Consider the following 23,192-nt stretch of genomic DNA (forward strand, 5'->3'; position numbering starts at 1 on the left):
GCGTTCTGTGCGCCCATGCCGGCGCCTGCGTATTCAACGCGGCAGGAGAGTAGCACGAGGACATGGCTTTGTAACAAATTTCTACGGCTGCAGCGGACAGGCGGCGCCCGGCTCGTCCAGTTCGCGCGCCAGCTCGGCGCGCAGCATGGTCAGGCCGGCGATGCGGGCGTCGATGTCGGCCAGCTTGCGGCGTAGCGCCTCTTGCAGCTCCTGTGCGGAGTTCTCGGGCGTCGCCAGCAGCGGCATCCCGGCTTCGATCTCGGCCAGGGTAAAGCCGAGCTGCTGGGCGCTGCGCAGGTAGCATAGCCATTGCACGGCCTCGGGCGGGTAATCCCGGTAGCCGTTGTCGCGGCGCCGGGGCTGCAGCAGGCCGCGCTTTTCATAGAAGCGCAGGGTATCCCGGCTCAGGCCGGTGGCGGATGCCAGTTCTCCGATTTTCATGGGCGTTCACATAAGGGCTTGACCCTGGAGTGTACTCCACGGTTGATGATCTCTGGAACCAACCCAAGGAGATATCATGAACCTGAAAACCTACCTGAAGATCGTCCGCGCCAGCGCCTGGTACGATCTGCTGCTCACCGCCTGCTTCGCCACGCCCTGGACCTTCGCCCTGGCGCACGAGCACCTGTCCGCCGTGAACCAGTGGCTGGGCGGCGCCGCGCTGCCGGCCTTTTCTCCCTTCCACATCCTGTTAGCCTGCATGATGGGCAGCGTGGTGCTGGTCTGGAGCGTGCTGCGCCTGCATGCGACGGCGGCGCTGTACGGGCGCTACGACGGCGTCGGCCGCTTCCTGTTTTCGATGTGGATGACTTGGGCACTTGTCCACACCGGCGCGCCGCTGCTGTGGCTGTTCGTAGTGCCCGAATTTATCTGGGGTGTGGTGCAATGGCTGCCCGTCGACGAGGCGGCCGCTCAGGATGGCAACAGCACCGCGCGCGCTCCTTTGACCAGTGCCGCGCCCATGCGTTCGAGCCTCGGCGGCTGAATCCGCCAGGCATGCCAGTGCAGGGACACGTCCAGGTGCAGGTCGGGCGTCAGGTCGACCAGCACCTCGGTCTTCAGCAGTTCCGCACACTGTTCCAGCGGCAGCAGGCCATAGCCCAGGCCGAGCCGGATCGCGTCGGCGAAGGGATCGCTGGCCGGCACGTAGTGGAAGGGATACGCCCCTTCCGGCAGGCCGAAGTGCTGCAGCAGGAAGGCCGCCTGCAGGGAATCCTTGCGGTCGAACACCACTACCGGCGCCTTCCTGGCGGCCTCGCGCGTAAAACCGCCGGGGAACCAGCGCCGCGCGAAGTCCTTCGATGCCACCAGGCGGTAGCGCATGATGCCCAGCGGCGTCACGGTGCAGCCGCGCATCGGCTCCGGTTCGCCGGAGATGCAGGCCAGGGCGCGGCCCTGCTCCAGCAGCGTAAACGTGTGCCACTGGTCGTCCAGCACGAATTCGACCAGCAGCTGTTCCGCGGCCAGCACCGGCGCCAGTACGGGCAGCAGCCAGGTCGCCAGGGTGTCGTTGTTGACCGCCAGCGGCACCCGCACCGGCAGCTCGTCGTTCTCGACCTCGGCCAGGAACTCGGCTTCCAGCAGGGCGCGCCGGCGCAGGAACTGCAGCAGGCGCATGCCGGGCGCGGTCGGGCGGCAGGGACGGGTGCGGATCAGCAGCGGTGTCCCGAGGTCGTGCTCGAGCGCCGAGATGCGCTGCGACACCGCCGAGGGCGTGATGCTCAGCTGGTGGGCGGCCGCTTCCAGGCTGCCGCTGTCGACGGCGGCCAGGAAGGCTTCGCTGCGGCGCGGATCGATCTTCATGGATTAGCGAAATTTACGATAGCTTAGATTTCGTTAATGTAATTGAAGATTCACCACGGGACGACGATCCTCTCGATATTTACGCACCGGGGATCGAACAATATGTTTTCGCAGCAGGTATTTCTACAGGGATTGGGCATGGGCGCGAGCCTGATCATGCCGATCGGCGCCCAGAACGCGCACGTGATCCGCACCGGCGTCAGCGGCCGGCACGTGGGGCTGACGGTGGCGGCCTGCATCCTGGTCGACGTCACCCTGATCGGGCTCGGCATGGCGGGGCTCGGGCAGCTGGTGGAGTCCTCGGAATGGCTGCTGGCGGCGGCGCGCCATGGCGGCGCCCTGTTCCTGTTGTGGTACGGCCTGCGCTGCTGGGCGAGCGCCTGGCGCGGCGCCGGAGCCGGACCGGCGGCCGCGGGACAGCAGGCGTCCACCGCCCGCCGCGCCCTGGTGACGGTAATGGCGATGTCGCTGCTGAATCCCCACGTCTACCTGGATACCGTGGTGTTGCTGGGCGCGGTCGGCGGCAGCCTGGCGGCCGGGCACCGCGGCGCCTTCGCGGCGGGGGCGATGACGGCTTCGCTGCTGTGGTTTTCCCTGCTCGGCCTGGGCGCGCGCCGCTGCGCCTTGGTGCTGGGACGGCCGGCGGTGTGGCGCGCCATCGAAGCCTTCACGGGCACCACCATGCTGGTGCTGGCCGTGCTGCTGCTGAGAGAAGCTTGATTCAGGCGGCCAGCGGATCGGGAGGCAGCTTCCCTGCCAATTCCTTGCCGCCTTCCACCGACATCTGGGCCGGCAGCGCGACCCCGTTCTTCACCGCGGTCAGCTCGGCCAGGATCGACACCGCGATCTCGTAGGGCGTCTTGCTGCCGATATACAGGCCGATCGGGCCGTGCAGCTTGGCGATCTGTTCTTCGCTCAGGTCGAATTCGCGCAGGCGTTCGCGGCGCCGCGCATTGTTCACGCGCGAGCCGATCGCGCCCACGTAGAAGGCGTCGGTCTTGAGCGCTTCCATCAGGGCCAGGTCGTCCAGCTTGGGATCGTGGGTCAGCGCGATCACGGCGCTGCGGCTGTCCAGCTTCATCTCGAGCACAAGGTCGTCCGGCATCGCATGCACGACCTCCACGCCCGGCAGGCTCCAGCTGCCGCGGTATTCCTCGCGCGGGTCGCACACCGTCACCTGGTATTCGAGTCCGATCGCGATCTGGGCCAGGAACTGCGACAGCTGGCCGGCGCCGATGATCAGCATGCGCAGGCGCGGCCCGTGCACGCTCACCAGGCTGCCGTCCGCCATGCGCAGCTGGTCTTCGGGCGATGCCGACGACAGCTCGACCGCACCGGATTCCAGGTCCAGGGTGCGGCGGCTCAGCACGCGGCGCTGGGCCAGGGCCAGCAGTTCATCCATGCGGCTGTGCGGGCCGAGCGGCTCGACCACCAGCTGGATCGTGCCGCCGCAGGGCAGGCCGAAACGGTGGGCTTCGTCGGCCGAGATGCCGTAGGTGACCACTTCCGGCCTGGTCCGCGTGATGCCATGCTCGCGCACCGCCGCGATCAGGTCGTCCTCGATGCAGCCGCCGGAGACGGAACCGACCACCAGGCCGTCGGCGCGGATCGCCATGGTCGCGCCTTCCGGCCGCGGGCTCGAACCCCAGGTGCGCACCACGGTCACGTACTCGCACGGGACGCCGTCACGGATCCATTGCGCGCAGGCGTGCAGCACTTCGAGGTCGATACTGTCCATTCCGTTTCCTTTTCCAGCGTGTTGAAGCGATTGCAGACCGCATGCTAACGCAAAACGAAAACACGCTCCGGACGGCTGGGCCTAAGTACTTACCCATAAATAAATATGTTTTTGGCTGCCAGAACCGGCGCGTTGCTGCGTTGGCTCCTGCTTGCAGTGCTCGCACTGCGGCGCACTCGCCGCCTTGCACCGCATCCGGTTCTGTTTGCCAAAATTCACATTTATTTCTGGCCAAGTACTTAGGCGTCCGTGTACTCCGCCTCGATCTCGTCCCTCCGGTTGCGCGCCGAGATATCGAGGATCACGGTGGCCTTGAAACTGTGGCTGGGGTGGGCCGCGCGGTGCTTGGCAAACCAGAACACTTCTTCGCGGTCCTCGTCCTCGTGCCAGGTCGCGATCACCTTGTGCTCCTCGGGGACGTCCTCGTAGTCGAAGGCTTCCAGCGCCGCATCCTCGACCATGTCGTGCCAGGCTTCGCAATCCTTGCCCCAGGCCAGCAGGTAACGGCAGCCTGACGCCACCAGCCAGCGGCTGATCTCCGCCTGCCAGAGTTCCGTGACCTCTTCCTCGGCCAGCACGATGGCGAGGAAGGGAGACAGGTGGTCGAGGGCGGGTGCTTCGCCGCCGGGCGGCAGCTGCAGGTAAGTGAGGATCTTCTTTTGCATGATGGCGCAAGCTTAACATCGGCAGCGCGTTGCTGGCATACTATGAACCTGTCCGGGTAGGCGGGAGTCGCTCCTGGCGCGCCTGACAAGCGCGGGCGGCGTTGCTCGTCGTTGCATGGCTCGCCATGCGGCCTCCTCGCGCCTTGCCCGCGCTTGCCATGCATCGCCATGCGCGTCCCCCCGCCCACCGGGACAGGTTCTTTGCCGTCACCGATCCAGGAGTCTCCACCTTGAAGAAATCCGCATCCTTCGCGCTTGCCGCCGCCCTCCTTGCGGGCACGAACTTCGCCCAGGCCGCCATTCCCGTCTATGGCTTCGTGGTCAAGAACACCTACCCGCACGACCCACAGGCGTTTACCCAGGGCCTGTTCATCAAGGATGGCCAGCTGTTCGAGAGTACCGGCCAGAAGGGCCAGTCCTCGCTGCGCCGGGTCGATCTCAAGACCGGCAAAGTGCTGCAGAAGAAGGAGCTGGCCGACGAATACTTCGGCGAAGGCTCGACTCCGGTCGGCAACACCATCGTCAACCTGACCTGGCAGTCGAATGTCGGCTTCATCTTCGATGCGAAAACCTTCACCTTGAAGGGCCGCTTCAACTACAAGGGCGAAGGCTGGGGCCTGGCCAGCGATGCGAAAAACGTCTACATGAGCGACGGCAGCGCCGAGATCCGCATCCTCGATCCGAAGACGCTCGAAGAGCGGCGCCGCATCCGTGTGACGGCCGAGGGCAAGCCGATCGTCCAGCTCAACGAACTCGAGATGGTGGACGGTGAGTTGTACGCGAACGTCTGGGGCACGGACGTGATCGCGCGCATCGACCCCGCCAGCGGCAACGTGGTCGGCTGGATCGACCTCACCGGCCTGCTGCCGCCGGCCCAGCGCGGCACGGGCAATGTGGATGCGGTCCTGAACGGCATCGCATACGACGACAAGCACCACAAGCTCTATGTAACGGGCAAGCTGTGGCCGAAGCTGTTCGAGATCGAGCTGGTCCAGATCCGGCGCTGAGCCGGCTTCACGCGCGGGCGCGCAGCGCCCACCCTACCTTACCGCGATCACCACCTTGCCGAAGTGCGAGCCCGATTCCATGTGGCGGTAGGCCTCCCGCGCCTGGTCGAAGGTGAACACGCGGTCGACCACCGGCTGCAGGCCGCTGGTGTCGGCAAAGCGCATGACCTGTTCCAGCATGGCCCGGCTGCCCACGAAGATGCCGACCATGCGCTTGGCGCTGGCCAGCAGGGTGGCCGGATTGACTTCGCCGCCGAAGCCGCTGACGCCGCCGATGATGGCGACGGTACCGCCCATCGCGCATGAGGATACCGAGCGGTTCACGGTGCCCTGCCCGCCCACTTCCAGCACCACGTGGGCGCCGGCGCCGTGGGTCAGGCGCAGCACCTCTTCCTGCCATTCCGGGAAGGTGCGGTAGTTGACGGTGTGGTGCGCGCCCAGTTCGCGGGCGCGCTGCAGCTTCTCGTCGCTGGACGAGGTGATGATGGTGCGCAGGCCGGCCGCCCTCGCCAGCTGCAGGCCGAGCACCGAGACGCCGCCGGTCCCCAGCAGCAACACGGTGTCGCCGGGACGGACCTCGTTGCTGGACACGAAGATCGCATTCCAGGCGGTCACGCCGGCGCAGGGCATGGTCGAGGCGTCGACGAAGCTCATCCCCGGCGGGATCTTCACCAGCGCGTCTTCGGACAGCACGACCTCTTCGGCCAGCATGCCGTCGATGTCGCCGCCCAGCGCGTGGCGGATCTTGTCCGGCCCGGTCGGACCGTCCTGCCAGTAAGGGAAGAAGGATGCGGCCACGCGGTCGCCGACCTGCACCCGGCTCACGCCCGCCCCCACCGCCAGCACTTCGCCGGCGCCGTCCGAGCAGGGAATGATCGGGTCGTCGACGGTGACCAGGTAGTTACCGCTCGCGACCATCAGGTCGCGGTAGTTCAGCGACACCGCATGCACGCGCACGCGCACTTCGCCCATGCCCAGTTCACGCTCGGGAAAATCTACGCACTGCAGCCCGTCGATGCCATCGCCGGGAAGAATCTGGTAAGCCCGCATCATTGCTCTCCATCCATCGATGTTGCGGCAGCGGACATCGGCGCCCGCACGGCCGGGGACATCATTGTGGACTCAATGATCAGTTGGACGGCGCACGAAAAAAAGGCCCGTCCTGCGGCAGGACGAGCCCGTGTCTGAATACCCAAAGCCCGGGGCCGCCGGCGCACCGCTCGCCTGGCCGCTCAGGTGACGATCAGTTGGCCGCCACCATCGCTTTCTGCGCCGGAATGAAATCGCGCAGCACCGCTTCGCGCATCAGCTTCGGCGGCAGGATGCCCTGGGCGATGATGAAGTCGTTGAAGGCTTTTAAATTGAAACGCTCGCCCAGTTCGATCTCGGCCAGGGTCTTCAGCGCGCGCAGCTTCACGTAGCCGTAGTAGTAGGCGGTGGCCTGGCCGGGGCTGCGGAAGGAATAGCGGTCCACTTCCGACTGCGCGAAGGGCTCCGACAGCACCACTTCCTTCATCAGGAAATCCTTGGCCTGTGCCGGCGTCATGCGGCCCAGGTTGATCTGCGGGTCGAGCATCGCACGCGCCATGCGCAGCAGGCGCGCATGCAGGGACACCAGCTGGCCTTCCGGCGGCATATAGGGCAGCACCAGCGCTTCCGAATACAGGCCCCAGCCTTCGACGTTGGTGCTGTTGAAGGCGAAACGGGCGCGCGCCACCGACATGCCCTGCTCCACCATCGACGCGAACTGCAGCTCGTGGCCGGGACGGGCCTCGTGCGCGGCCAGGGTCCAGGACATCGCGGCGAAGTCGAAGTCGTTCATCTTTTCCTTCGACTTCGCATTCGGGTTCGACAGCGGGATCACGAACTCGCCGTACTCCCCGGTATTGCCGATCATGCGCGGCGGGTTCATGAAGGGCGCTGGCGTGCGCGCCGCTTCGGCCGGGGTCGCGGTGCGGATATTCGCGTCGCGCGTGGGCAGGGTCACCAGCCCGTGCTGGCGGATGATGCCCTCGATGTCCTTCAGGCGCTCGCGGTAGAAGGACAGCAGCTGGTCCGGCGGGATCGAGGTCTTCTTCAGCTCGCGCATCACGTCGCGGTAGTCGCTGGACTGCAGGCCTCGCTGGGAGGCGATGGTGTTGGCCACCACCTGCATCTGGTCGCGTACCTCCTGGAAGTCGAAGCTGGCGCGCTCGATCATCTGCTCCGGCGCGATGTCGACGCCGACGTTGCGCAGGCGATTCACGTAGACCGCTTCCGGCAGCCGCACGTCCTTGCGCGCGCGCGGCAGGATGCGGCTCTTCACGAAGGCGTCGTAGTCGTTCACCTGCTGGCGCAGCGCCGCGAAGTCGGCTTCCCAGCCGCTGAGTTTGGCCTTCCTGAAGAGGTCTTCGATGCCGTCCAGGTAGGTGGCGTTGTTGTTCAGCCCATCCTCGACTTCGCCGACATACGGCCCGATCAGGGACTTGTTCGCCAGGCGCTCCTCGGTGCGTGCGCGCACCAGGGTGGCGATCGGCGTGGTGCCGTTCTCCTTGCCGGCGTAGCGCTTCAGGCGCACCAGGGCCCGCTTCTGGCGCTCCGGCTTGTTGCGGGGGTCGAGCAGGGCGCGCAGGCCGCCGTACACCAGTTCGCCCACATTGGTGTAGTCCAGCAGGTACTGGCGTTCCAGCTTCATGGAGGCGATCTGCTTTTCGCGCGAGTCGATCAGGATGTCGAGGTCTTGCCCCACCTTCGGACCCTTCTCGCCCGCGCGCTGGCGGCGCAGTTCGAGCAGGCGTTTTTCGGTGTCGGCCAGCTCGCGCTCGTAGTCGCGCGGCTTGTAGTCGGCGACCATGGTGTCGAAGCTTTCGTCGCCCAGCGAGGTGGAGTCTTCGGGGTGGTATTTGCCGGTATCCTTCAGGACCGGCTGGGCGTAGGCGTCGCTGCGTGCGACCCAGGCGGGAGGAGCAGCGAATGCGCTGCCGGATGCGAGAACCAGGGCAAGACCGAGCTTGAAGCGGGACATGACCATCCTTTGGAAAAGAGATCCCGCATTCTAGACCGGCTTGCTGACCATGAACCAGAAAATGAAGACGAAGGCGACGAAGGCCGGCACGCCCAGCGCCACCCAGGTCTTGAAGTACTTCCAGTACAGCGGCGGCAAGGTCGCGGCGCCGCTGCGCACCGCCGCCGCCGCGATATCGCGCAGGCGCATCTGCAGCCACACCACCGGCAGCCAGCAGGCGCCGGCCAGCACGTAGAGCGTGAGCGACCACATGATCCACTTGCTATGCAGCGGATAGCCGGCCAGGTGGATCATGTAGAAGCCGGTGGCCGGTTGCAGGATCGCGGTGGTGGCCGTGAACAGCCAGTCGGCGATCACCACGTACTTGCTGACCACGGCGATCGCGCGCACGTCGCGGCTGAAATTCGCGAACAGCATGTACCAGGCCGAACCGATGCCGGTGCCGAACAGGAAGGTCGACGACAGGATGTGCAGCCATTTCACGACGACGTAGTCCATCAGTTTTCCTCATCTTCGACCTGGTACAGCAGCCAGATCGCGGCCAGCATCGGCAGGTTTTTCGTGAGCGGCCCGTAGGGGTGGACCAGGAATTCGGGCAGCTTCCACGCGATCACCACGGTATAGAAACCGATCAGGCCCAATTGTGCCAGCCATAGCCAGCGCCGGCGTTTCAGGAACAGGATGCCGAGGCCCAGCAGCAGGTCGAAGGCGGACGCACCGTACAGCATCGGCGGCCGCAGTTCGGCCGGGATGCCGGTGCGCGCCAGCAGTTCATAGCTGTCCGCCACCGGATACACGAAGGCGGAGACGATGGCGGTGACGATCCACACCAGCGCGATGCTGATGCGCAGGATCGGCAGCAGCCAATCCAGCCTGGCGCGCGCACGTTCGGCGCGCGGCTCCAGCACGAAGGAGGTAATCGGACGCGCCGGCCGCCCCAGCAGGCGCAGCAGCGGTCCGGGGGCGCCGCTGTTGCCGCGGTCGAGCATGCGCAGCGTTTCCGGATCGAGCAGGCCGCCCGGCAGCCAGCGGCCGAAGCGGGCCAGCCCGCGCGCGACGCCGCCGGGCAGGCGCAGCACGCGCAGCCGTCCCATGCCCATCGAGGCGCGCAGGGCCGCCAGGTAGTCGGTAAAAGGCAGCGCATCGGGGCCGGCGAGCGGAATGCGCCGGGCGCTGCCCTCGTGACCCAGGTCCTGGTCGAGATACAGGCGCCGGCGCAGCAGGGCGACGATGGCGGCGACCACATCGTCGACGTGGACCGGCTGCACCAGCTGGGGCGCGTCGCCGAAGCGGAGCGCGAAGGGCATCGAGGCCAGCGCCTTGAACACGCGCGCGCTGGCGCCGTCGCTGCCGTAGACCAGCGAGGGCTGGACGATGGCGGCGCGTACCGGCAGCGCGGCCAGGTAGTCGTCGGCGGCCTTCTTCGACAGGTGGTAGGCGGTGTCGGCCTCCTGGTCGGCGCCCAGCGCGGACAGCTGCACGACCATATGCACGTCGTGCGATTCGGCGCAGGCCGCGAACAGCGCGCGCGGGGTCCGCACGTGCAGCCTGTCGAAGGTCTGGGCCCCGCTTTCGCGGAAGATGCCGACCGTGTTGATCACGGCTTCGATGCCCGACAGGCGCGCCAGCCAGACGGATTTATCGGTATCTTTCGTGAAGTCGGCATGGATGAAGGACAGGCGCGGATCGTCGGTCTTTTCTACCCGGCGCACCGCGCAGACGACCTCGTGGCCTTCCGCCAGCAGTGCCTGCAGCAGGTGTTGCCCGATGAATCCGCTTGCTCCCGTCAGCAGAATCCGCATTCACTTCCCTTTCTTGTACTGAGCTTTCTTGCATCGAGGACGATATGGAACCATGGAAAACTGCATTCCAGCGCGGCCTGGTCGGCGGCATCACCTCCAGCCTGCTGTCGACCGCGGTCCTCGCCGCATTCGGCAAGCGCGAAGCGGGTAGCGCCTATGCGCCGACCAATGCCGTCAGCCACTGGCTCTGGGGCGACAGGGCGGCCGATCACCACGAACTGTCGGCACGCTACACCCTGCCCGGCTACCTGATCCACCATGGCAGCGCGACGTTCTGGTCGGTGATCTTCGAGCGCCTGTGCGGCGAAGTGCTCGACCGCAAGAACCCCGCACTCACGCTGGGCGTCGGCACCGCGGCCTCGGCCGTGGCCTGCTTCGTGGACTACCAGCTTACGCCGGACCGGCTCAAGCCCGGCTACGAAAAACACCTGTCGCCGCCGGCGCTGGCCGTGGTCTATGGCGCCTTCGGTGTCGGGCTGGCGCTGGGGGCGATGCTGTGCCGGCGCGGGTGATCGCTTGAAAGGGAGTGTAAGCGAGATGGGAAAAGGCGGCCACACCGTCGTCCCGCCTGCGCGGGAACGACGGTTCATGGGTGACGGTCGACTCAGAAGCTGTAGTTGGCCCGCGCGTAGATATACCGCCCACCCGTACCAAACGGCGTGTAGTTCGCAAACGGCGTATTGCTCGTCGCGTTCAGCGACGGCGGCAGCGTTTCCGAATACTGGTCGAACAGGTTGTCCGCGCCGAGGGCCAGGCTCAGCTTCGGCGTGACGGCGTAGCGCGCCTCGAGGTCGACGATGGTATGCGGGTGGATCAGGAAGTCGAAGGCCTGGGTGGTGCCCGGGGACAGCACTTCGCCGTAGCGGGTGGCGCGCGCGGTCACGCCCCACTGCGCCAGCTTCCAGTTCACGCTTGCCGTGATCTTGTTCTTCGGCTGGCCCTTCTCCAGGGTCAGCACGTTCAGGCGGTCGAACAGCACCGGCGCCGGGTTCAGGGCCGCCAGCTGGGCGGTGGTCGGCACCTTGGTGACGTCGGTCTTGTTGAAGTTGCCGGCCAGGGTGAAGTCGAAACGGCCGCTGGCGCCCAGGTTCAGCGGGTAGTTGGCGACGATGTCGACGCCCGTGGTCTTGGTGTCGACGCCGTTGATGAAGAAGCGGCCGCCGCCCACGCCGGTAAAGCCTTGCGCCACGATGTAATTGCGCACCGCCGTCGAGGTCAGGTTCTCCGACAGGATGATGCGGTCGCTCACGTTGATGCGGTAGGCGTCCACCGTCAGCGTGAGCGGATCCAGGCGCAGCACCGCGCCCAGCGAGTAGTTGGTCGACTTCTCGGCCTTCAGCGGCTTGGCGCCGAGCGCCACCGCGACCGGATCGGTCGGCTTGAAGGTGGTGATCTCGAACGGTACGCCGTTGATGAAGTTGGTCGAGGTCGAGGTGAAGTTCTGCTGCTGCAGCGAGGGCGCGCGGAAGCCGTTCTGCACCGCGCCGCGCAGGGCGAAGGTCTTGTTGAAATCGTAGCGCGCCGACAGCTTGCCGGACAGGTTGTTGCCGAAGTCCGAGTAATGCTCGCCGCGTACCGCGACCGAGGCCAGCAGCTGGTCGGTGACGTTCGCTTCGAGGTCGACGAAGGCGCCGACCGCGTTGCGGCTGGCGTCGGTGGCGTTGGCCGGACGGAAGCCCGGGAACACCTGGGCGCCCGGTGCGGCCGGGGTGCCGTTGGCCAGCACCACGCCGCCGTAGCGGTAGGAATCCGGTTCGCCGGCGTTCAGCTGGTAGCCTTCGCGGCGCGCCTCGAGGCCGACCGCCACGTTCAGCGGCGAAGCCAGGCCGCCGGCGTCCACCTTGCGCACCCCGGTCAGGTTCAGCACGGTCTGGTCGTAGCCGAAGCCGCCGGCGTCGAACACCGTCTTGCTGGTCGGGCCGATCGAGCGGTTCAGGGTGTTCTGGATCTCGTAGCTCAGCTTGTTCTTGCCATAGACGATGGAGGCGTCCATGTCCCAGTCGCCGGCGGTCCAGGTCGCGCCGGCGGCGGCGCTGTAGTCGTCGACGGTCGGCGCGATGATCGGCAGGAAGCCGTCCGGATAGATCGACGGGATGTTGCGCACGTCCTGCGGCGTACGGAAATAGCCGGCCGAGCGGGCGTCGCGCTTCTGGTAGCTGGCCCAGCCGTAGACCTTGACGTCGGCCGTGATGTTGTTGCCGGCGTTGACGAACAGGGTCGACTGCTTGACCTCGGGCTCGCCGTACCAGGCGTCGAAGCGGTTGATGGTCAGCTCGCGCGGGTCGTAGGCGGTGCCGACCTTCGGATACAGCTGGCGCATGTCGTAGCCGGCGCGTTCCGTGTGTTCCTGGTTCTTGTATTCGGCGGCCAGGGTGATGTAGCCGGTTTCGCCCCAGGGCAGGCCCTTCCAGGCGCTGACGGTGGTGGTCTGGCCGTCGGTGCGCTTGCGCGAGTTCGGCGCGGTCCAGGACGCGCCGGCCGGAGCGGCGTCGTTCAGCAGGTCGTACTCGGTCTTGTGCGCGCCGTACACGACGGTTCCTTCGCCGCCGCTGCGGTCGGTGCGCAGGCGGACGTTGACCACGCCCGAGATCGCATCCGAGCCGTACTGGGCGGCGGCGCCGTCGCGCAGCACCTCGATCGTCTTGACCATGCTCGAGGGGATCGTGTTCAGGTCGACCGAGGCCGAGCCGCGGCCGATGCTGCCGTTCAGGTTGACCAGCGAGGAAGCATGGCGGCGCTTCGAGTTGACCAGCACCAGCGACTGGTCCGGCGCCATGCCGCGCAGGGTGGCCGGGCGGATGGTATCCGTGCCGTCGGTCAGCGAGGGACGCGGGAAGTTCAGCGAAGGCAGGGCCGTCGACAGCGCCTGGTTCAGTTCGGTGGAACCGGTGGTTTTGAGGGACTCGGCGGAGATGATGTCCACCGGCGAGGCGGTGTCGAGGGCGGTGCGGTTGGCCACCCGGGTGCCGGTCACCACCACGGTGGCGGTGGCACCGGATGTGGCGCTGGGGCTGGCGGCATCCCCTGTTTCCTGTGCCTGCGCGGCGGCGCCGGCGAACAGCGAGGCGATCGATAAGGCGAGTACGGTCTTTTCCGGTGCAAATCGTTGTTTCATCTCTTGTTCCTTCTTGTTGGGATGCGCTTTTCAACGATACTGTCCGGCATGTTTACCGTTGTCAATTAGCCCAAGTTGCGCAGATGTAATTACGCAACAGGGGGCGCATGTCAGGAAGGTGTAAGGGAGGCTGCCGTCGTCCCCGCGCAGGCGGGGATCCAAGTTCGATGCGCAGTCGAGACGCAAACCAACTTGGGTTCCCGCCTGCGCGGGAACGACGAGGTAACGCGGGAACGACGAGTTAGCGCGGGAACGACGGCTCAGTGTTTGCCGCGCAAACGCTGGAAAACGCTCACGCCAAGAAGAACGACCGCCCCGACGATCACACCGGCCACGGCATCGATGAGAGTCGGCGTCACGGCCGCCAGCAGGCCGCCGATCGCCGGCACCCCGGCCACCGCGTGGGCCGCGCCTTCGGCCAGGTGGTGCAGCGGTTCGAAGGCGTGGCCGATGATGCCGCCGCCGACCATGAACATGGCGACGGTGCCGATCACGGATAGCGCCTTCATCAGGCGCGGCGCCGCGGCCAGCAGCATGTTGCCGATGGCGCGCGCGGCGCCGCCGCTCTTGCGGCTCAGATACAGGCCGAGGTCATCGATCTTGACGATGCCGGCCACCACGCCATAGACCCCGATCGTCATCGCGATCGCCACCGCCACCAGGGCCGCGACCTGGGTGCCGAAGGAGGCGCCCTGCTCGTTGACCACGCCCAGCGCGATCACGATGATCTCCGCCGACAGGATGAAGTCGGTGCGCACCGCGCCCTTGATCTTTTCCTTTTCCACTTCGCGCATGTCGGCGCCGGTGGCCAGCGCCTGGGCCAGTTCCTCTTCGTGGGCGGCATCCTCGGCCTCGCTGTGCAGGAACTTGTGGGCCAGCTTCTCGAAGCCTTCGAAGCAGAGATAGGCGCCGCCCACCATCAGGAGCGGCGTGATCGCCGACGGGATGAAGGCGGAAATCGCCAGCGCGGCCGGCACCAGGATCGCCTTGTTCTTCAGCGAGCCCACCCCCACCGCCCACACCACCGGCAGTTCGCGGTCGGCGCTGACGCCGGTAACCTGCTGGGCATTCAGCGCCAGGTCGTCGCCCAGCACGCCGGCGGTCTTCTTGGCCGCCACCTTGCTCATCAGGGCAACGTCGTCGAGGACGCTCGCAATATCGTCGATTAACGCCAGCAAACTACCTGCAGCCATTGGTTTTCCCTCAATATCAATATGGCCACATCTTAACTGAGGCACCACAGCTTCTTCACACGGTTCAGGCGCGTTATTTGCGTTTCATCCCCGAAAATCTGCATCTCGTCGCTTTCCGGCGGAAGGGTCGCAACGCTGTACGTATAGTGCCAACATTGGCTGCGGTACAGCAGCCTTGCCGACCGAAGGAGATGCCATGACCACGAACCTCGCGAATTTCGCCAAACTCGATCTGCCGGTCGCGCCGCGCCGCCGCGCCCGTCCGCCGAAGCGCAAGACCCGCATCACGATCTACCTCGACGACGAGGTCCTGGACGAGTTCCGCTCGCGCGCCGAGCGCACCGGCACCGGCTACCAGACCCTGATCAACGCCGCCCTGCGTACCCGACTGGCTGTGCAGGAGGCTCCCGCAGTACCGGCCTGAACCTGCCGAAAACGCAGGAAGCCCGTGGCGACGGGGCGTACGGCTTACGTACGCCCTGTTAACAGATTACACAGGGCAATTAATTATGCTAATCTTCCGGCTCTTTCAACCCGGAGGATTTATGAAAAAAGGCGAACTGATCGCTGAATTTGCGAAGCGTACCGAACTGTCGGGTGCCGCTGCGAACCAAGCAGTGAACACCATCATCGACATCATCACCGAGCGCCTGAAAAAGGGCGACACGGTCGGTATCACCGGCTTCGGCACGTTCTCGGTCACCAAGCGCGCTGCCCGCAAAGGCCGCAACCCGGCAACCGGCGAAGTGATCAAGATCGCTGCGTCGAAGACCCCGCGTTTCGCTGCCGGCGCGACCCTGAAGGCCGCCGTCAACCCGAAGAAGAAGTAAGCTGTTCCCGTGGCTGGCCGCAGCCCGGCGCCATGCCGGCCGCTGCGCGCCATGCCCGTTTTCGCATTCCGCACCCCGCACCCCCGCACCCGCCCGATTTCCCCCATGCCCTTTTCCACCTGGATCGCGTTCGTCGTCGCCGGCATCCTGATCGCCCTGTCGCCCGGCTCCGGCGCCGTGCTGTCGATGTCGCACGGCCTGGCCTATGGCCTCAAGAAAGCCAGCGCCACCGTGCTGGGCCTGCAGCTCGGCCTGATCCTGGTGCTGGTCATCGCCGGCGCCGGCGTCGGCTCGCTGGTACTGGCCTCGGAGTCGGTGTTCACCGCGGTCAAGATCGCCGGCGCCCTCTACTTGATCTGGATCGGCATCGGCCAGTGGCGCTCGAAAGCGCGGGCCACCGACGTCGCCGCCGCCAGGCTGGATGCCCATCCGCCGTTCGGCCGGCGCGTGCTGACCGGCTTCCTGACCAATGCCACCAACCCGAAAGGGATCATCTTCATGGTCGCGGTGCTGCCCCAGTTCATCTCGAAGGACGGGTCGATGCTGCTGCAGCTGGCGATCCTGGGCGTGACCATGGTCGCCATCGATACCACCGTGATGCACGGCTACGCCTTCCTGGCCTCGAGCATGCAGCGCTTCTTCCGCGACGAGCACGCGGTCAAGATGCAGAACCGGTTCTTCGGCGCCGTGCTGATCGGGATGGGCTGCCTGCTGTTCCTGGTGAAACGCGCCCACGCATAATCTCCATGTCGAAATAACTATTTCGCAACGATTTGTAACGATGGTCGTCGTTCCGCGCCCGGATGCGTTATTACAGGGTAAACCCGGGATATAACCGAATAACAGTTCACGCTGGAGACGTCGCGATGTCCAATCCGATCCTGAAGACGGCCGTGCTGCTGGCCTTCACCACCCTTTCCGCGCTGGCGGTGGCCGCGGACGATCCGCCGGCGCGCGTCGGCCGCGTTGCGCTGACCCAGGGTTCGGTCGGCATCGGCGGCGACGTCGGCGCCGAGATGACCCAGGCCCAGGTCAACTGGCCGGTCACCTCGGGCAATATGATCACGACCGCCCCCGGCGCCCGCACCGAGCTGCGGGTCGGCTCGACTTCGGTCCGCCTGGACGGCGATTCCTCGCTCGAAGTGCTCGAACTGGACGACGACAATATCCGCCTGCGCCTGCACTACGGCAGCGCCAGCGTGCGCATCCTGAATCCGGATGTGCTGCGCGGCTTCGAAGTGCTCACCCCCCAGGCGCGCGTGCGCATGCAGCAGCCGGGCCGGATCCGCATCGACACCGAGCGCGTGCGCGACACCAGCATGGTGAACGTGTTCGACGGCGCCGCCCTGGTCGAGTCCGGCGGCTCCCAGCTGACAGTGCGCGCCGGCAAGCGCCTCGAGGTCACCGACGACGACATGCGCACCGCCAGCGCCGTGCAGGACGCCTTCGACAGCTGGTCGTTCTCGCGCGACCGCATCGAGGACAACTCCGCCTCGGCACGCTACGTGACGTCCGAGATGACCGGCTACGAAGACCTCGACCGCTACGGCAACTGGCGCAGCGACAGCGAATACGGCCCGCTGTGGATCCCGGCGGTCGCCGCCGACTGGGTGCCCTACCGCGACGGCAGCTGGACCTGGATCGATCCCTGGGGCTGGACCTGGGTCGACAACGCGCCCTGGGGCTATGCGCCCTTCCACTACGGCCGCTGGGTGTATGTGAACCGCCGCTGGGCCTGGGCGCCGGGCGGCCGCGTCGAACGGCCCGTGTGGGCGCCGGCCCTGGTCGGCTGGGTCGGCGGCGCCGACTGGAACATCACCTTCCGCGACCGCAGCCGCCGTCCGGGCTTCGGCTGGTATCCGCTGTCACCGCACGACCGCTACGTGCCCTCCTATCACGTCTCCGACGATCGCCTGCGCTGGCTGAACAATCACGTGCGGCCCGATCCGCGCCGCGGCCGCGACTACCGCCCGGAGGGCCTGACCGTGGTGCCGCGCGACCGCTTCGGCCCCGGCGGCCGGGTCAACGTGCCGAAGGCGCCGATCGCCACCGTGCCGCCGGCGCTGGTGCACAACGGCCAGAACCTCGGCATTCCGGCGGCCGGCGCCCCGCCCGCCCCGCCCAACCGGCCTCACCGCGGCGGCAATGTGGACCGCGACCACGATGGCCGCCCGGACCGCCTCGAAGCCAACCGCGGCGACCGCAACGGTGACGGAATCCCCGACCGCTTCCAGAACCGCGCCGACCGCAACGGCGACGGCCGCCCCGATCGCATCGAGCCGAACCGCCCGGACCGCGAGCGTTCCGACCGCAATGTGAACGGCCGCCCGGAGCGCATCGACACCGCCCGCATCGAGCGCGACGGTTTCGTGCGCCAGCGTCCGGCCGTGCAGCAGGGCGCCGTTCAGCAGCAGGCGCCCGGCCTGGTGCCGCTGCCGGTGCCGGCCCAGCCGCAGCCGGTGGTCAGCCCGACGCCGCACATCTCGCCGGCGCCGCAGCCGCTGACGGCCAACAGCCCGCAGCTGCAGGGCACGCAGCCGGCCGCACCGGGCTGGCAGCGCCAGGAACGCCGCGACTGGGAAGAAGGCCGTCGCGATCGTCGTGACGGCCGTGACGGCGACGAGCCGCGCCGCGAACGTCCCGGTAGCAACGAGCAGCAGCACGAGCGCCGTCCGGCTCAGGCGCCGGTGTCGGCGGTGATGCCGGCCGCGCCGGTCCAGCAGGCTCCGGTGATGGCGGCGCCCCAGCCGGCACCGCGGCCGGTCACGGAAGCGCGCTTCGAGCGTCCGCACCGCGGCGAGGAGGAACGTGCCCGTGAAGCGCCGCAGCGTGCGGCGCCGCCTCCGCCCGCTCCGGCCCCGGCCCCGGTGGCGCGTCCTGCTCCGCCGCCACAGGTGGTCGCTGCGCCTGCGCCTCCCCCGGCGGCGCGCCCTGCTCCGCCTGCGTCCAACCCGCGCGCCGAAGAGCGCAAGCGCGGCGAAGAGCGCGAGCATCATTCGGACCGCTGACCGGCGGCTGCCCACCGGGAACGCCACCGCCGTTCCCGGTGCGCCTTCCGGCGCATCTTGGGGACTTTGGCTACAATGCAGGTTTTACAGGAGTGCCCATGGACCCCAAAGAATCCCTCATCGAATACCCCAGCGATTTCCCGATCAAGGTGATGGGCGCGACGCATGAGGAGTTCGCCGCCACCATCCTCGAGCTGATCGTCCTGCACGACCCGACTTTCCATGAAGGCAAGATGGAAGTGCGTCCGTCGTCGAAAGGCGCCTATACCGGCCTGACCGTGACCGTTCGCGCCACCAGCCGCGAGATGCTGGACAAGCTGTACACCGAGCTGTCCGCGCATCCGATGGTCAAAGTCGTGCTTTAAGCAACAGGAACAGGGGGCTTGCCGGCACGGGACATGAGGCTGGCTTATAATGTCGAGGCATTCCATTCCTGTCCCCACAGTTTCCATGCCAGCGAACCGCCCTGCCATCCGTGAGCTCGGCCGCGCAGATTACGACACCGTCTTCGCCGCCATGCGTGCCTTCACGGACGCGCGCACGCCCGATACCCCCGACGAGCTCTGGATCGTCGAGCACCCGCCGGTGTACACCCTCGGCCTGGGCGCCGATCCCGGCCATATCCTGAGCGCGCACGGGATCCCCGTGGTGCAGACCGACCGCGGCGGCGAGGTGACCTACCACGGTCCCGGCCAGGTCGTGATCTACCTGCTGATGGACCTGCGCCGCAACAAGCCGGGCGGCAAGCTGTACGCGCGCCAGTTCGTCAACAAGATCGAGCAGGCGGTCATCGATGTGCTGGCGGCGTATAATCTGGCGGGCGAACGGGTCGAAGGCGCGCCCGGCATCTACATGGCCAATGGACCGAGCAAGGGCGCCAAGATCGCCGCCCTCGGCCTGAAAGTGCGCGGCAACGGCTGCACCTACCACGGCGTATCGCTGAACGTGGCGATGGACCTGGCGCCCTTCAGCTGGATCAACCCTTGCGGCTATTCCGGATTGGCCACGGTGGACATGCGCAGCATGGGCGTGGAAGCGCCGCTCCACGACGTGCAGCAGGCCCTGGCGCAGGCCCTGGTCCGGCACCTGTCCGCGGACGACATTCCGGCCGCAACGAACAAACCAACCGAAACCCTCCCTGGGTAAAGAGCACATGACTTCCGAAATCGACACCGGCAATGCCGCAGAAGCTGCCTACAACGCCAGCGCCAAGCAAAAAGGCGCGGACAAGACCTCGCGCATCCCGATCAAGATCGTGCCGATCGAGCAGCACGAGCGCCTGAAGAAGCCGGACTGGATCCGCGTGAAGGCCGCCACCGCCTCCTCGCGCTTCTACGAGATCAAGGACATCCTGCGCGCCAACAACCTGGTGACGGTGTGCGAGGAAGCCAGCTGCCCGAACATCGGCGAATGCTTCGGCAAGGGCACCGCCACCTTCATGATCATGGGCGACAAGTGCACCCGCCGCTGCCCCTTCTGTGACGTCGGCCACGGCCGTCCGGACCCGCTGGACGTCAACGAGCCGGGCAACCTGGCCAAGACCATCGCCGACCTGCGCCTGTCCTACGTGGTGATCACCTCGGTCGACCGCGACGACCTGCGTGACGGCGGCGCCGGCCACTTCGTCGAGTGCATCCAGAAGACCCGCGCCTTGAGCCCGAACACCAAGATCGAAGTGCTGGTGCCGGACTTCCGCGGCCGCCTGGAAAAGGCCCTCGATATCTTCGCCGACGGCCTGCCGGACGTGATGAACCACAACCTGGAAACCGTGCCGCGCCTGTACAAGGAAGCGCGCCCGGGCGCCGACTACCAGCACTCGCTGGTGCTGCTGCGCGACTTCAAGAAGAAGTACCCGAACGCCGTCACCAAGTCCGGCCTGATGGTGGGCCTGGGCGAGACCGACGAGGAAATCCTCGAAGTCATGCGCGACATGCGCGCCCACGACATCGACATGCTGACCATCGGCCAGTACCTGGCGCCGTCGAACTCGCACCTGCCGGTGCGCCGCTACGTGCACCCGGACACCTTTAAAATGTTCGAAGAGAAGGCTTACGAGATGGGCTTCGTGCACGCGGCCGTGGGCGCGATGGTGCGTTCGTCCTACCATGCGGACCAGCAGGCGCATGAGGCGGGCGTGGCTGCGTAACAAGCCGCTTTTTCTCTGATCGACATGCGTGGGCGGAGGCCGCCCACCCTACGGGATTCAAACCGGTAGGGTGGGCGGCCCCGCCCACGCTTTTTCATTCCGTGGCTTGCCGAACGTAGCCCACGCGCCAACCGCGCTATATTGGCCTCAACCCAAGCCCGTGCATAAAAAAACATGAGCCAACACCATTCCGGTCACCCGGCCAACAACAACATCGACGACACCCAGGACGACGACAACTTCCTCCAACACGAGCTGCAGCTGAACCAGCGCGGCGTCGAGCTGGTCAAGATGGAAGGGCGCGTCTTCATCCGTTTCAGCGGCGCGGTGCGCGTGGACGGCCTGCACGTCGACTACCGCCTGGTGCCCTCGCGCGGCGTGCTGGCCAAGCCGAGCAAGTGGCGCAAGATGGACCTCGGCGTGCGCCGCGCACTCATCGAAGAACGCGCGACCCGCGACGCCATCGACGACCTGAACCAGGAAGTCGAGGAATTCGTGCGCGACATCGCCGACCGGTGCGAGGAAGCGGGTTTCGATCCCATGCTGTTCCTGCACGTGCTGGAAGAACTGGAGACCTCCGAGCCGGCCGAGTACGTGTTCGAGCGCATCCGCCAGCGCCTCGAACACGCCGTCGAGCGCGACCAGGAAGAGCGCCACGCCGCGCGCACCAAGGAAAGCATCAACCTGGCCGAGTATCCGCAATCCTTCGAGGTCGCCAGCAAGATGGCGCGCCGCTTCATCGCCCTGCTGGGGCCGACCAATTCCGGTAAGACCCACCGCGCGATGGAGCACCTGGCCCAGGCGGAAAGCGGCGTCTACCTCGCCCCGCTGCGCCTGCTGGCGCTGGAAAACTACGAGCGCCTGCAGGGCGTCATACGTGAAGACGGCGAGCCGCTGGCCGTCAGCCTGGTCACGGGCGAGGAGCGGCGCCTGGCCGAGAACGCGACCCACGTCGCCAGCACCGTCGAGATGCTGGATACGAAGACGAGGGTCGAGGTGGCGGTGATCGACGAGATCCAGATGCTGGCCGACCGCGACCGTGGCGCCGCCTGGACCGCGGCCGTGTGCGGGGCGCCGGCGTCGGTCGTCTACCTGGTCGGGGCGCCGGAAGCGCGGCGCGCGATCGAGGCCCTGGCCGACAGGCTGGAGTGCCCGCTCGAAGTGCACGTGCTCAAGCGCAAGGCGCCGCTGTCGATGGAACCGGGCGCGGTGCGCAGGCTGAAGAACCTGCGGCGCGGCGACGCCGTCATCGCCTTCTCGCGCCGCAATGTCCTGATGTGGCGGGACATGATCACGGAGATGGGCCTGTCGGTAGCGACCGTCTACGGCAACCTGTCGCCGGAAGTGCGGCGTGCCCAGGCCGAGCGTTTCCGCGAAGGCCAGGCCGACATCGTGGTCGGCACCGATGCCATTGCCATGGGCTTGAACATGCCGATCCAGCGCATCGTGATGACGACGGCCGTCAAGTACAACGGTGTCGAAGAGGAAGAGATCTCGGCCGCGCTGGCCAAGCAGATCGCCGGACGGGCAGGGCGCTACGGCGTGCATGAAGAAGGCTTCGTGGCCGGCTACGACGACGAGACGCACGACATCATGCGCTCACTAATGAAGGAAAAGATCCCGCCAGTAAGAGCCAGCGGCTTCGCGGTGGCACCGTCGATCGAGCAATTGCACAGGATATCGTCGGTAACCGGCGAGACCTCGCTGGTGAAACTGCTGAAGCGCTTCGTGCACAACATCGACGTCCCGGACGGCTTTTTTTACCCGCGCATCACCGAGGAGCAGAACGAGCGCGCGGAATGGCTGGATACCCTCGACCTGAGCGTGGCCGAAAAGTTCACGATGTCCCTGGTGCCGATCTCGACCCGCGTCCCGACCCTGGAAAGCGCCTGGAACCACTGGGCGCAATCGCTGGCGAAGCGCAAGATCTGCAAGCTGCAGCCCCACCCGCAGGAACTGTTCTGGCAGAACCTGCAGGAAGTCGAGGACACCTGCCGCATGGTCTCGGCCTATGCCTGGCTGGGTTATCGGATGCCGGAATTCTTCCCCAGCATCGAGCTGGCCCAGCAACTGGCGCGCGAAGCTTCCGAACGCGTCGATTCCCTGCTGCAGCAACAGAACGCGGCGGCGCGCAAGCGGCAGTCGAAGCGGGAGCGGGGGCGCTGGTAGGCAGCGGGCTTAGTAAGTCCGCCGCGCGGAGAGACCCTTGGCGTCCAGCTTCTGCACGCCCGGAATGCTCTGCAACTTGTCGAGCAGCGTATGGAAATCGCTTTCCGACATGCGCGCAAACGAGATCAGCACATCGTCCATGTTCGGCGCTTCTTTCTGCTGCTGGACGATGAAGGTGTTGATGCGGCTGGTGATGGGGCCGATTTCCTTTTCCAGCACGTGCAGGGTCAGGCGTCCGCGTTCGGCGGAGATCATCACCTCGCGCTTCTGGCGGGCCGAGAAATAGCGGCGCTCCAGCGGCTTGATGCCGGCCAGGATGATCAGGATGATGATGGTGGCGGACACGGCTGCAAGGTAGAGCCCGCCGCCGGCGGCCAGGCCGACCGCCGCCACCGTCCACAGGCTGGCGGCGGTGGTAAGGCCGCGCACGATTTCGCCGCGCAGCAAAATCGATCCCGCACCCAGGAAGCCGATGCCGGAGACGACCTGGGCCGCCACGCGCGAGGGATCGAGGGAGACGTGGTCGTGCTCCAGTACGCCCATGAATCCATAGGCCGACACGATCATGAACAGGCAGGAGCCGACGCACACCAGCATGTGGGTGCGCAAGCCGGCCGCCCACGACAGGCGCTCGCGTTCGAAGCCGATCGCCCCGCCGAGCAGGGCCGCCAGGCCGAGACGCGCAATCAGTTCGAGAGGAGGGAGCAATGCC

General features: G+C 66.6%; 23 protein-coding genes. 12 read left to right on the plus strand and 11 right to left on the minus strand.

Translation table 11 applies throughout. The features are described 5' to 3' along the window. Positions 1–81: 81 nt before the first annotated feature. Positions 82–441 (minus strand): MerR family transcriptional regulator, encoded by a 360-nt coding sequence (locus AB4Z32_RS06760; RefSeq protein ID WP_441935159.1) that lies wholly within the window; start codon positions 439–441, stop codon positions 82–84. A 76-nt stretch (positions 442–517) separates the two neighbouring features. Here AB4Z32_RS06760 and AB4Z32_RS06765 point away from each other — a divergent pair, with 76 nt between their 5' ends. Continuing rightward, complete coding sequence (locus tag AB4Z32_RS06765) at positions 518–985, plus strand: hypothetical protein (RefSeq protein ID WP_441935160.1); 468 nt, start codon at positions 518–520, stop codon at positions 983–985. Here the strand turns inward: AB4Z32_RS06765 and AB4Z32_RS06770 are convergent. Beyond that, the gene (locus AB4Z32_RS06770; RefSeq protein WP_441935161.1) at positions 913–1,803 is read right to left on the minus strand and encodes a LysR family transcriptional regulator ArgP; all 891 of its coding nucleotides are present in this window, start codon (positions 1,801–1,803) and stop codon (positions 913–915) included. The two genes, AB4Z32_RS06765 and AB4Z32_RS06770, sit on opposite strands and share 73 nt — an antisense overlap. A gap of 138 nt (positions 1,804–1,941) precedes the next feature. Here AB4Z32_RS06770 and AB4Z32_RS06775 point away from each other — a divergent pair, with 138 nt between their 5' ends. Next, complete coding sequence (locus AB4Z32_RS06775; RefSeq protein WP_441935162.1) at positions 1,942–2,523, plus strand: LysE/ArgO family amino acid transporter; 582 nt, start codon at positions 1,942–1,944, stop codon at positions 2,521–2,523. 1 nt (position 2,524) lies between these two features. On the opposite strand, the gene AB4Z32_RS06780 is transcribed toward AB4Z32_RS06775, so the two are convergent. Both AB4Z32_RS06780 and AB4Z32_RS06785 read right to left on the minus strand, forming a co-directional pair. Further along, positions 2,525–3,541, minus strand: a complete 1,017-nt coding sequence (locus AB4Z32_RS06780) for an XdhC family protein (protein WP_441935163.1) — start codon at positions 3,539–3,541, stop codon at positions 2,525–2,527. A 239-nt stretch (positions 3,542–3,780) separates the two neighbouring features. After that, positions 3,781–4,206: a DUF7684 family protein gene (locus AB4Z32_RS06785; RefSeq protein ID WP_441935164.1), complete on the minus strand. Its 426-nt coding sequence runs from the start codon at positions 4,204–4,206 to the stop codon at positions 3,781–3,783. Positions 4,207–4,436: 230 nt separating this feature from the next. On the opposite strand from AB4Z32_RS06785, the gene AB4Z32_RS06790 reads away from it, so the two are divergent. After that, positions 4,437–5,213: a glutaminyl-peptide cyclotransferase gene (locus AB4Z32_RS06790; protein ID WP_441935165.1), complete on the plus strand. Its 777-nt coding sequence runs from the start codon at positions 4,437–4,439 to the stop codon at positions 5,211–5,213. Between the two features lie 33 nt (positions 5,214–5,246). Here AB4Z32_RS06790 and AB4Z32_RS06795 read toward each other — a convergent pair whose 3' ends face one another. From AB4Z32_RS06795 to AB4Z32_RS06810, 4 genes are all read right to left on the minus strand, one after another. After that, on the minus strand, positions 5,247–6,263 hold the full coding sequence (locus AB4Z32_RS06795) for a zinc-dependent alcohol dehydrogenase family protein (protein WP_442121286.1): 1,017 nt from the start codon (positions 6,261–6,263) through the stop codon (positions 5,247–5,249). A gap of 193 nt (positions 6,264–6,456) precedes the next feature. After that, a complete protein-coding gene (locus AB4Z32_RS06800; RefSeq protein WP_441935166.1) occupies positions 6,457–8,217 on the minus strand; it encodes a DUF885 domain-containing protein in 1,761 nt (586 codons plus the stop codon). Positions 8,218–8,247: 30 nt separating this feature from the next. Next, on the minus strand, positions 8,248–8,715 hold the full coding sequence (locus tag AB4Z32_RS06805) for a DUF2269 family protein (protein ID WP_441935167.1): 468 nt from the start codon (positions 8,713–8,715) through the stop codon (positions 8,248–8,250). Continuing rightward, a complete protein-coding gene (locus AB4Z32_RS06810) occupies positions 8,715–10,019 on the minus strand; it encodes an SDR family oxidoreductase (protein ID WP_441935168.1) in 1,305 nt (434 codons plus the stop codon). The genes AB4Z32_RS06805 and AB4Z32_RS06810 overlap by 1 nt, the downstream gene beginning before the upstream one ends. 44 nt (positions 10,020–10,063) lie before the next feature. Between AB4Z32_RS06810 and AB4Z32_RS06815 the strand changes: the two genes are divergently transcribed. Next, a complete protein-coding gene (locus AB4Z32_RS06815) occupies positions 10,064–10,531 on the plus strand; it encodes a hypothetical protein (protein ID WP_441935169.1) in 468 nt (155 codons plus the stop codon). Between the two features lie 92 nt (positions 10,532–10,623). Here the strand turns inward: AB4Z32_RS06815 and AB4Z32_RS06820 are convergent, their stop codons facing one another. After that, positions 10,624–13,134: a TonB-dependent receptor plug domain-containing protein gene (locus AB4Z32_RS06820; RefSeq protein ID WP_441935170.1), complete on the minus strand. Its 2,511-nt coding sequence runs from the start codon at positions 13,132–13,134 to the stop codon at positions 10,624–10,626. Between the two features lie 260 nt (positions 13,135–13,394). Next, the gene (locus tag AB4Z32_RS06825; protein ID WP_441935171.1) at positions 13,395–14,327 is read right to left on the minus strand and encodes a DUF808 domain-containing protein; all 933 of its coding nucleotides are present in this window, start codon (positions 14,325–14,327) and stop codon (positions 13,395–13,397) included. Positions 14,328–14,523: 196 nt separating this feature from the next. Here AB4Z32_RS06825 and AB4Z32_RS06830 point away from each other — a divergent pair, with 196 nt between their 5' ends. The 8 genes from AB4Z32_RS06830 to AB4Z32_RS06865 all read left to right on the plus strand — a co-directional run bounded on the left by AB4Z32_RS06830 (position 14,524) and on the right by AB4Z32_RS06865 (position 22,480). After that, complete coding sequence (locus AB4Z32_RS06830; RefSeq protein WP_441935172.1) at positions 14,524–14,751, plus strand: BrnA antitoxin family protein; 228 nt, start codon at positions 14,524–14,526, stop codon at positions 14,749–14,751. Positions 14,752–14,872: 121 nt separating this feature from the next. Then, entirely contained in the window at positions 14,873–15,157 is a 285-nt protein-coding gene (locus tag AB4Z32_RS06835; protein ID WP_441935173.1) for an HU family DNA-binding protein, read from the plus strand. A gap of 105 nt (positions 15,158–15,262) precedes the next feature. Continuing rightward, on the plus strand, positions 15,263–15,898 hold the full coding sequence (locus AB4Z32_RS06840) for a LysE family transporter (protein ID WP_441935174.1): 636 nt from the start codon (positions 15,263–15,265) through the stop codon (positions 15,896–15,898). A gap of 125 nt (positions 15,899–16,023) precedes the next feature. Continuing rightward, positions 16,024–18,165 (plus strand): DUF6600 domain-containing protein, encoded by a 2,142-nt coding sequence (locus AB4Z32_RS06845; RefSeq protein ID WP_441935175.1) that lies wholly within the window; start codon positions 16,024–16,026, stop codon positions 18,163–18,165. Positions 18,166–18,263: 98 nt separating this feature from the next. Beyond that, on the plus strand, positions 18,264–18,530 hold the full coding sequence (locus tag AB4Z32_RS06850; RefSeq protein WP_441935176.1) for a DUF493 family protein: 267 nt from the start codon (positions 18,264–18,266) through the stop codon (positions 18,528–18,530). An 85-nt stretch (positions 18,531–18,615) separates the two neighbouring features. Further along, positions 18,616–19,311 (plus strand): lipoyl(octanoyl) transferase LipB, encoded by a 696-nt coding sequence (lipB, locus tag AB4Z32_RS06855; protein WP_441935177.1) that lies wholly within the window; start codon positions 18,616–18,618, stop codon positions 19,309–19,311. Between the two features lie 7 nt (positions 19,312–19,318). Beyond that, on the plus strand, positions 19,319–20,311 hold the full coding sequence (lipA, locus tag AB4Z32_RS06860; protein WP_441935178.1) for a lipoyl synthase: 993 nt from the start codon (positions 19,319–19,321) through the stop codon (positions 20,309–20,311). Between the two features lie 174 nt (positions 20,312–20,485). After that, positions 20,486–22,480 (plus strand): helicase-related protein, encoded by a 1,995-nt coding sequence (locus tag AB4Z32_RS06865; protein WP_441935179.1) that lies wholly within the window; start codon positions 20,486–20,488, stop codon positions 22,478–22,480. Positions 22,481–22,489: 9 nt separating this feature from the next. On the opposite strand, the gene AB4Z32_RS06870 is transcribed toward AB4Z32_RS06865, so the two are convergent. Next, on the minus strand, positions 22,490–23,188 hold the full coding sequence (locus AB4Z32_RS06870; RefSeq protein ID WP_441935180.1) for an MgtC/SapB family protein: 699 nt from the start codon (positions 23,186–23,188) through the stop codon (positions 22,490–22,492). Between the last annotated feature and the right edge of the window lie 4 nt (positions 23,189–23,192).

The sequence above is a fragment of the Massilia sp. 2TAF26 genome (genome assembly GCF_052115005.1).
In the GTDB taxonomy this organism is placed as follows: domain Bacteria; phylum Pseudomonadota; class Gammaproteobacteria; order Burkholderiales; family Burkholderiaceae_D; genus Telluria.

Coding starts and splice junctions, on each gene's coding strand:
- AB4Z32_RS06760 (WP_441935159.1), bottom strand. CDS start 441: ATGAAAATCGGAGAACTGGCATCCGCCACCGGCCTGAGCCGGGATACC.
- AB4Z32_RS06765 (WP_441935160.1), top strand. CDS start 518: ATGAACCTGAAAACCTACCTGAAGATCGTCCGCGCCAGCGCCTGGTAC.
- AB4Z32_RS06770 (WP_441935161.1), bottom strand. CDS start 1,803: ATGAAGATCGATCCGCGCCGCAGCGAAGCCTTCCTGGCCGCCGTCGAC.
- AB4Z32_RS06775 (WP_441935162.1), top strand. CDS start 1,942: ATGGGCGCGAGCCTGATCATGCCGATCGGCGCCCAGAACGCGCACGTG.
- AB4Z32_RS06780 (WP_441935163.1), bottom strand. CDS start 3,541: ATGGACAGTATCGACCTCGAAGTGCTGCACGCCTGCGCGCAATGGATC.
- AB4Z32_RS06785 (WP_441935164.1), bottom strand. CDS start 4,206: ATGCAAAAGAAGATCCTCACTTACCTGCAGCTGCCGCCCGGCGGCGAA.
- AB4Z32_RS06795 (WP_442121286.1), bottom strand. CDS start 6,263: ATGCGGGCTTACCAGATTCTTCCCGGCGATGGCATCGACGGGCTGCAG.
- AB4Z32_RS06800 (WP_441935166.1), bottom strand. CDS start 8,217: ATGTCCCGCTTCAAGCTCGGTCTTGCCCTGGTTCTCGCATCCGGCAGC.
- AB4Z32_RS06805 (WP_441935167.1), bottom strand. CDS start 8,715: ATGGACTACGTCGTCGTGAAATGGCTGCACATCCTGTCGTCGACCTTC.
- AB4Z32_RS06810 (WP_441935168.1), bottom strand. CDS start 10,019: ATGCGGATTCTGCTGACGGGAGCAAGCGGATTCATCGGGCAACACCTG.
- AB4Z32_RS06815 (WP_441935169.1), top strand. CDS start 10,064: ATGGAACCATGGAAAACTGCATTCCAGCGCGGCCTGGTCGGCGGCATC.
- AB4Z32_RS06820 (WP_441935170.1), bottom strand. CDS start 13,134: ATGAAACAACGATTTGCACCGGAAAAGACCGTACTCGCCTTATCGATC.
- AB4Z32_RS06825 (WP_441935171.1), bottom strand. CDS start 14,327: ATGGCTGCAGGTAGTTTGCTGGCGTTAATCGACGATATTGCGAGCGTC.
- AB4Z32_RS06830 (WP_441935172.1), top strand. CDS start 14,524: ATGACCACGAACCTCGCGAATTTCGCCAAACTCGATCTGCCGGTCGCG.
- AB4Z32_RS06835 (WP_441935173.1), top strand. CDS start 14,873: ATGAAAAAAGGCGAACTGATCGCTGAATTTGCGAAGCGTACCGAACTG.
- AB4Z32_RS06840 (WP_441935174.1), top strand. CDS start 15,263: ATGCCCTTTTCCACCTGGATCGCGTTCGTCGTCGCCGGCATCCTGATC.
- AB4Z32_RS06845 (WP_441935175.1), top strand. CDS start 16,024: ATGTCCAATCCGATCCTGAAGACGGCCGTGCTGCTGGCCTTCACCACC.
- AB4Z32_RS06850 (WP_441935176.1), top strand. CDS start 18,264: ATGGACCCCAAAGAATCCCTCATCGAATACCCCAGCGATTTCCCGATC.
- lipB (WP_441935177.1), top strand. CDS start 18,616: ATGCCAGCGAACCGCCCTGCCATCCGTGAGCTCGGCCGCGCAGATTAC.
- lipA (WP_441935178.1), top strand. CDS start 19,319: ATGACTTCCGAAATCGACACCGGCAATGCCGCAGAAGCTGCCTACAAC.
- AB4Z32_RS06865 (WP_441935179.1), top strand. CDS start 20,486: ATGAGCCAACACCATTCCGGTCACCCGGCCAACAACAACATCGACGAC.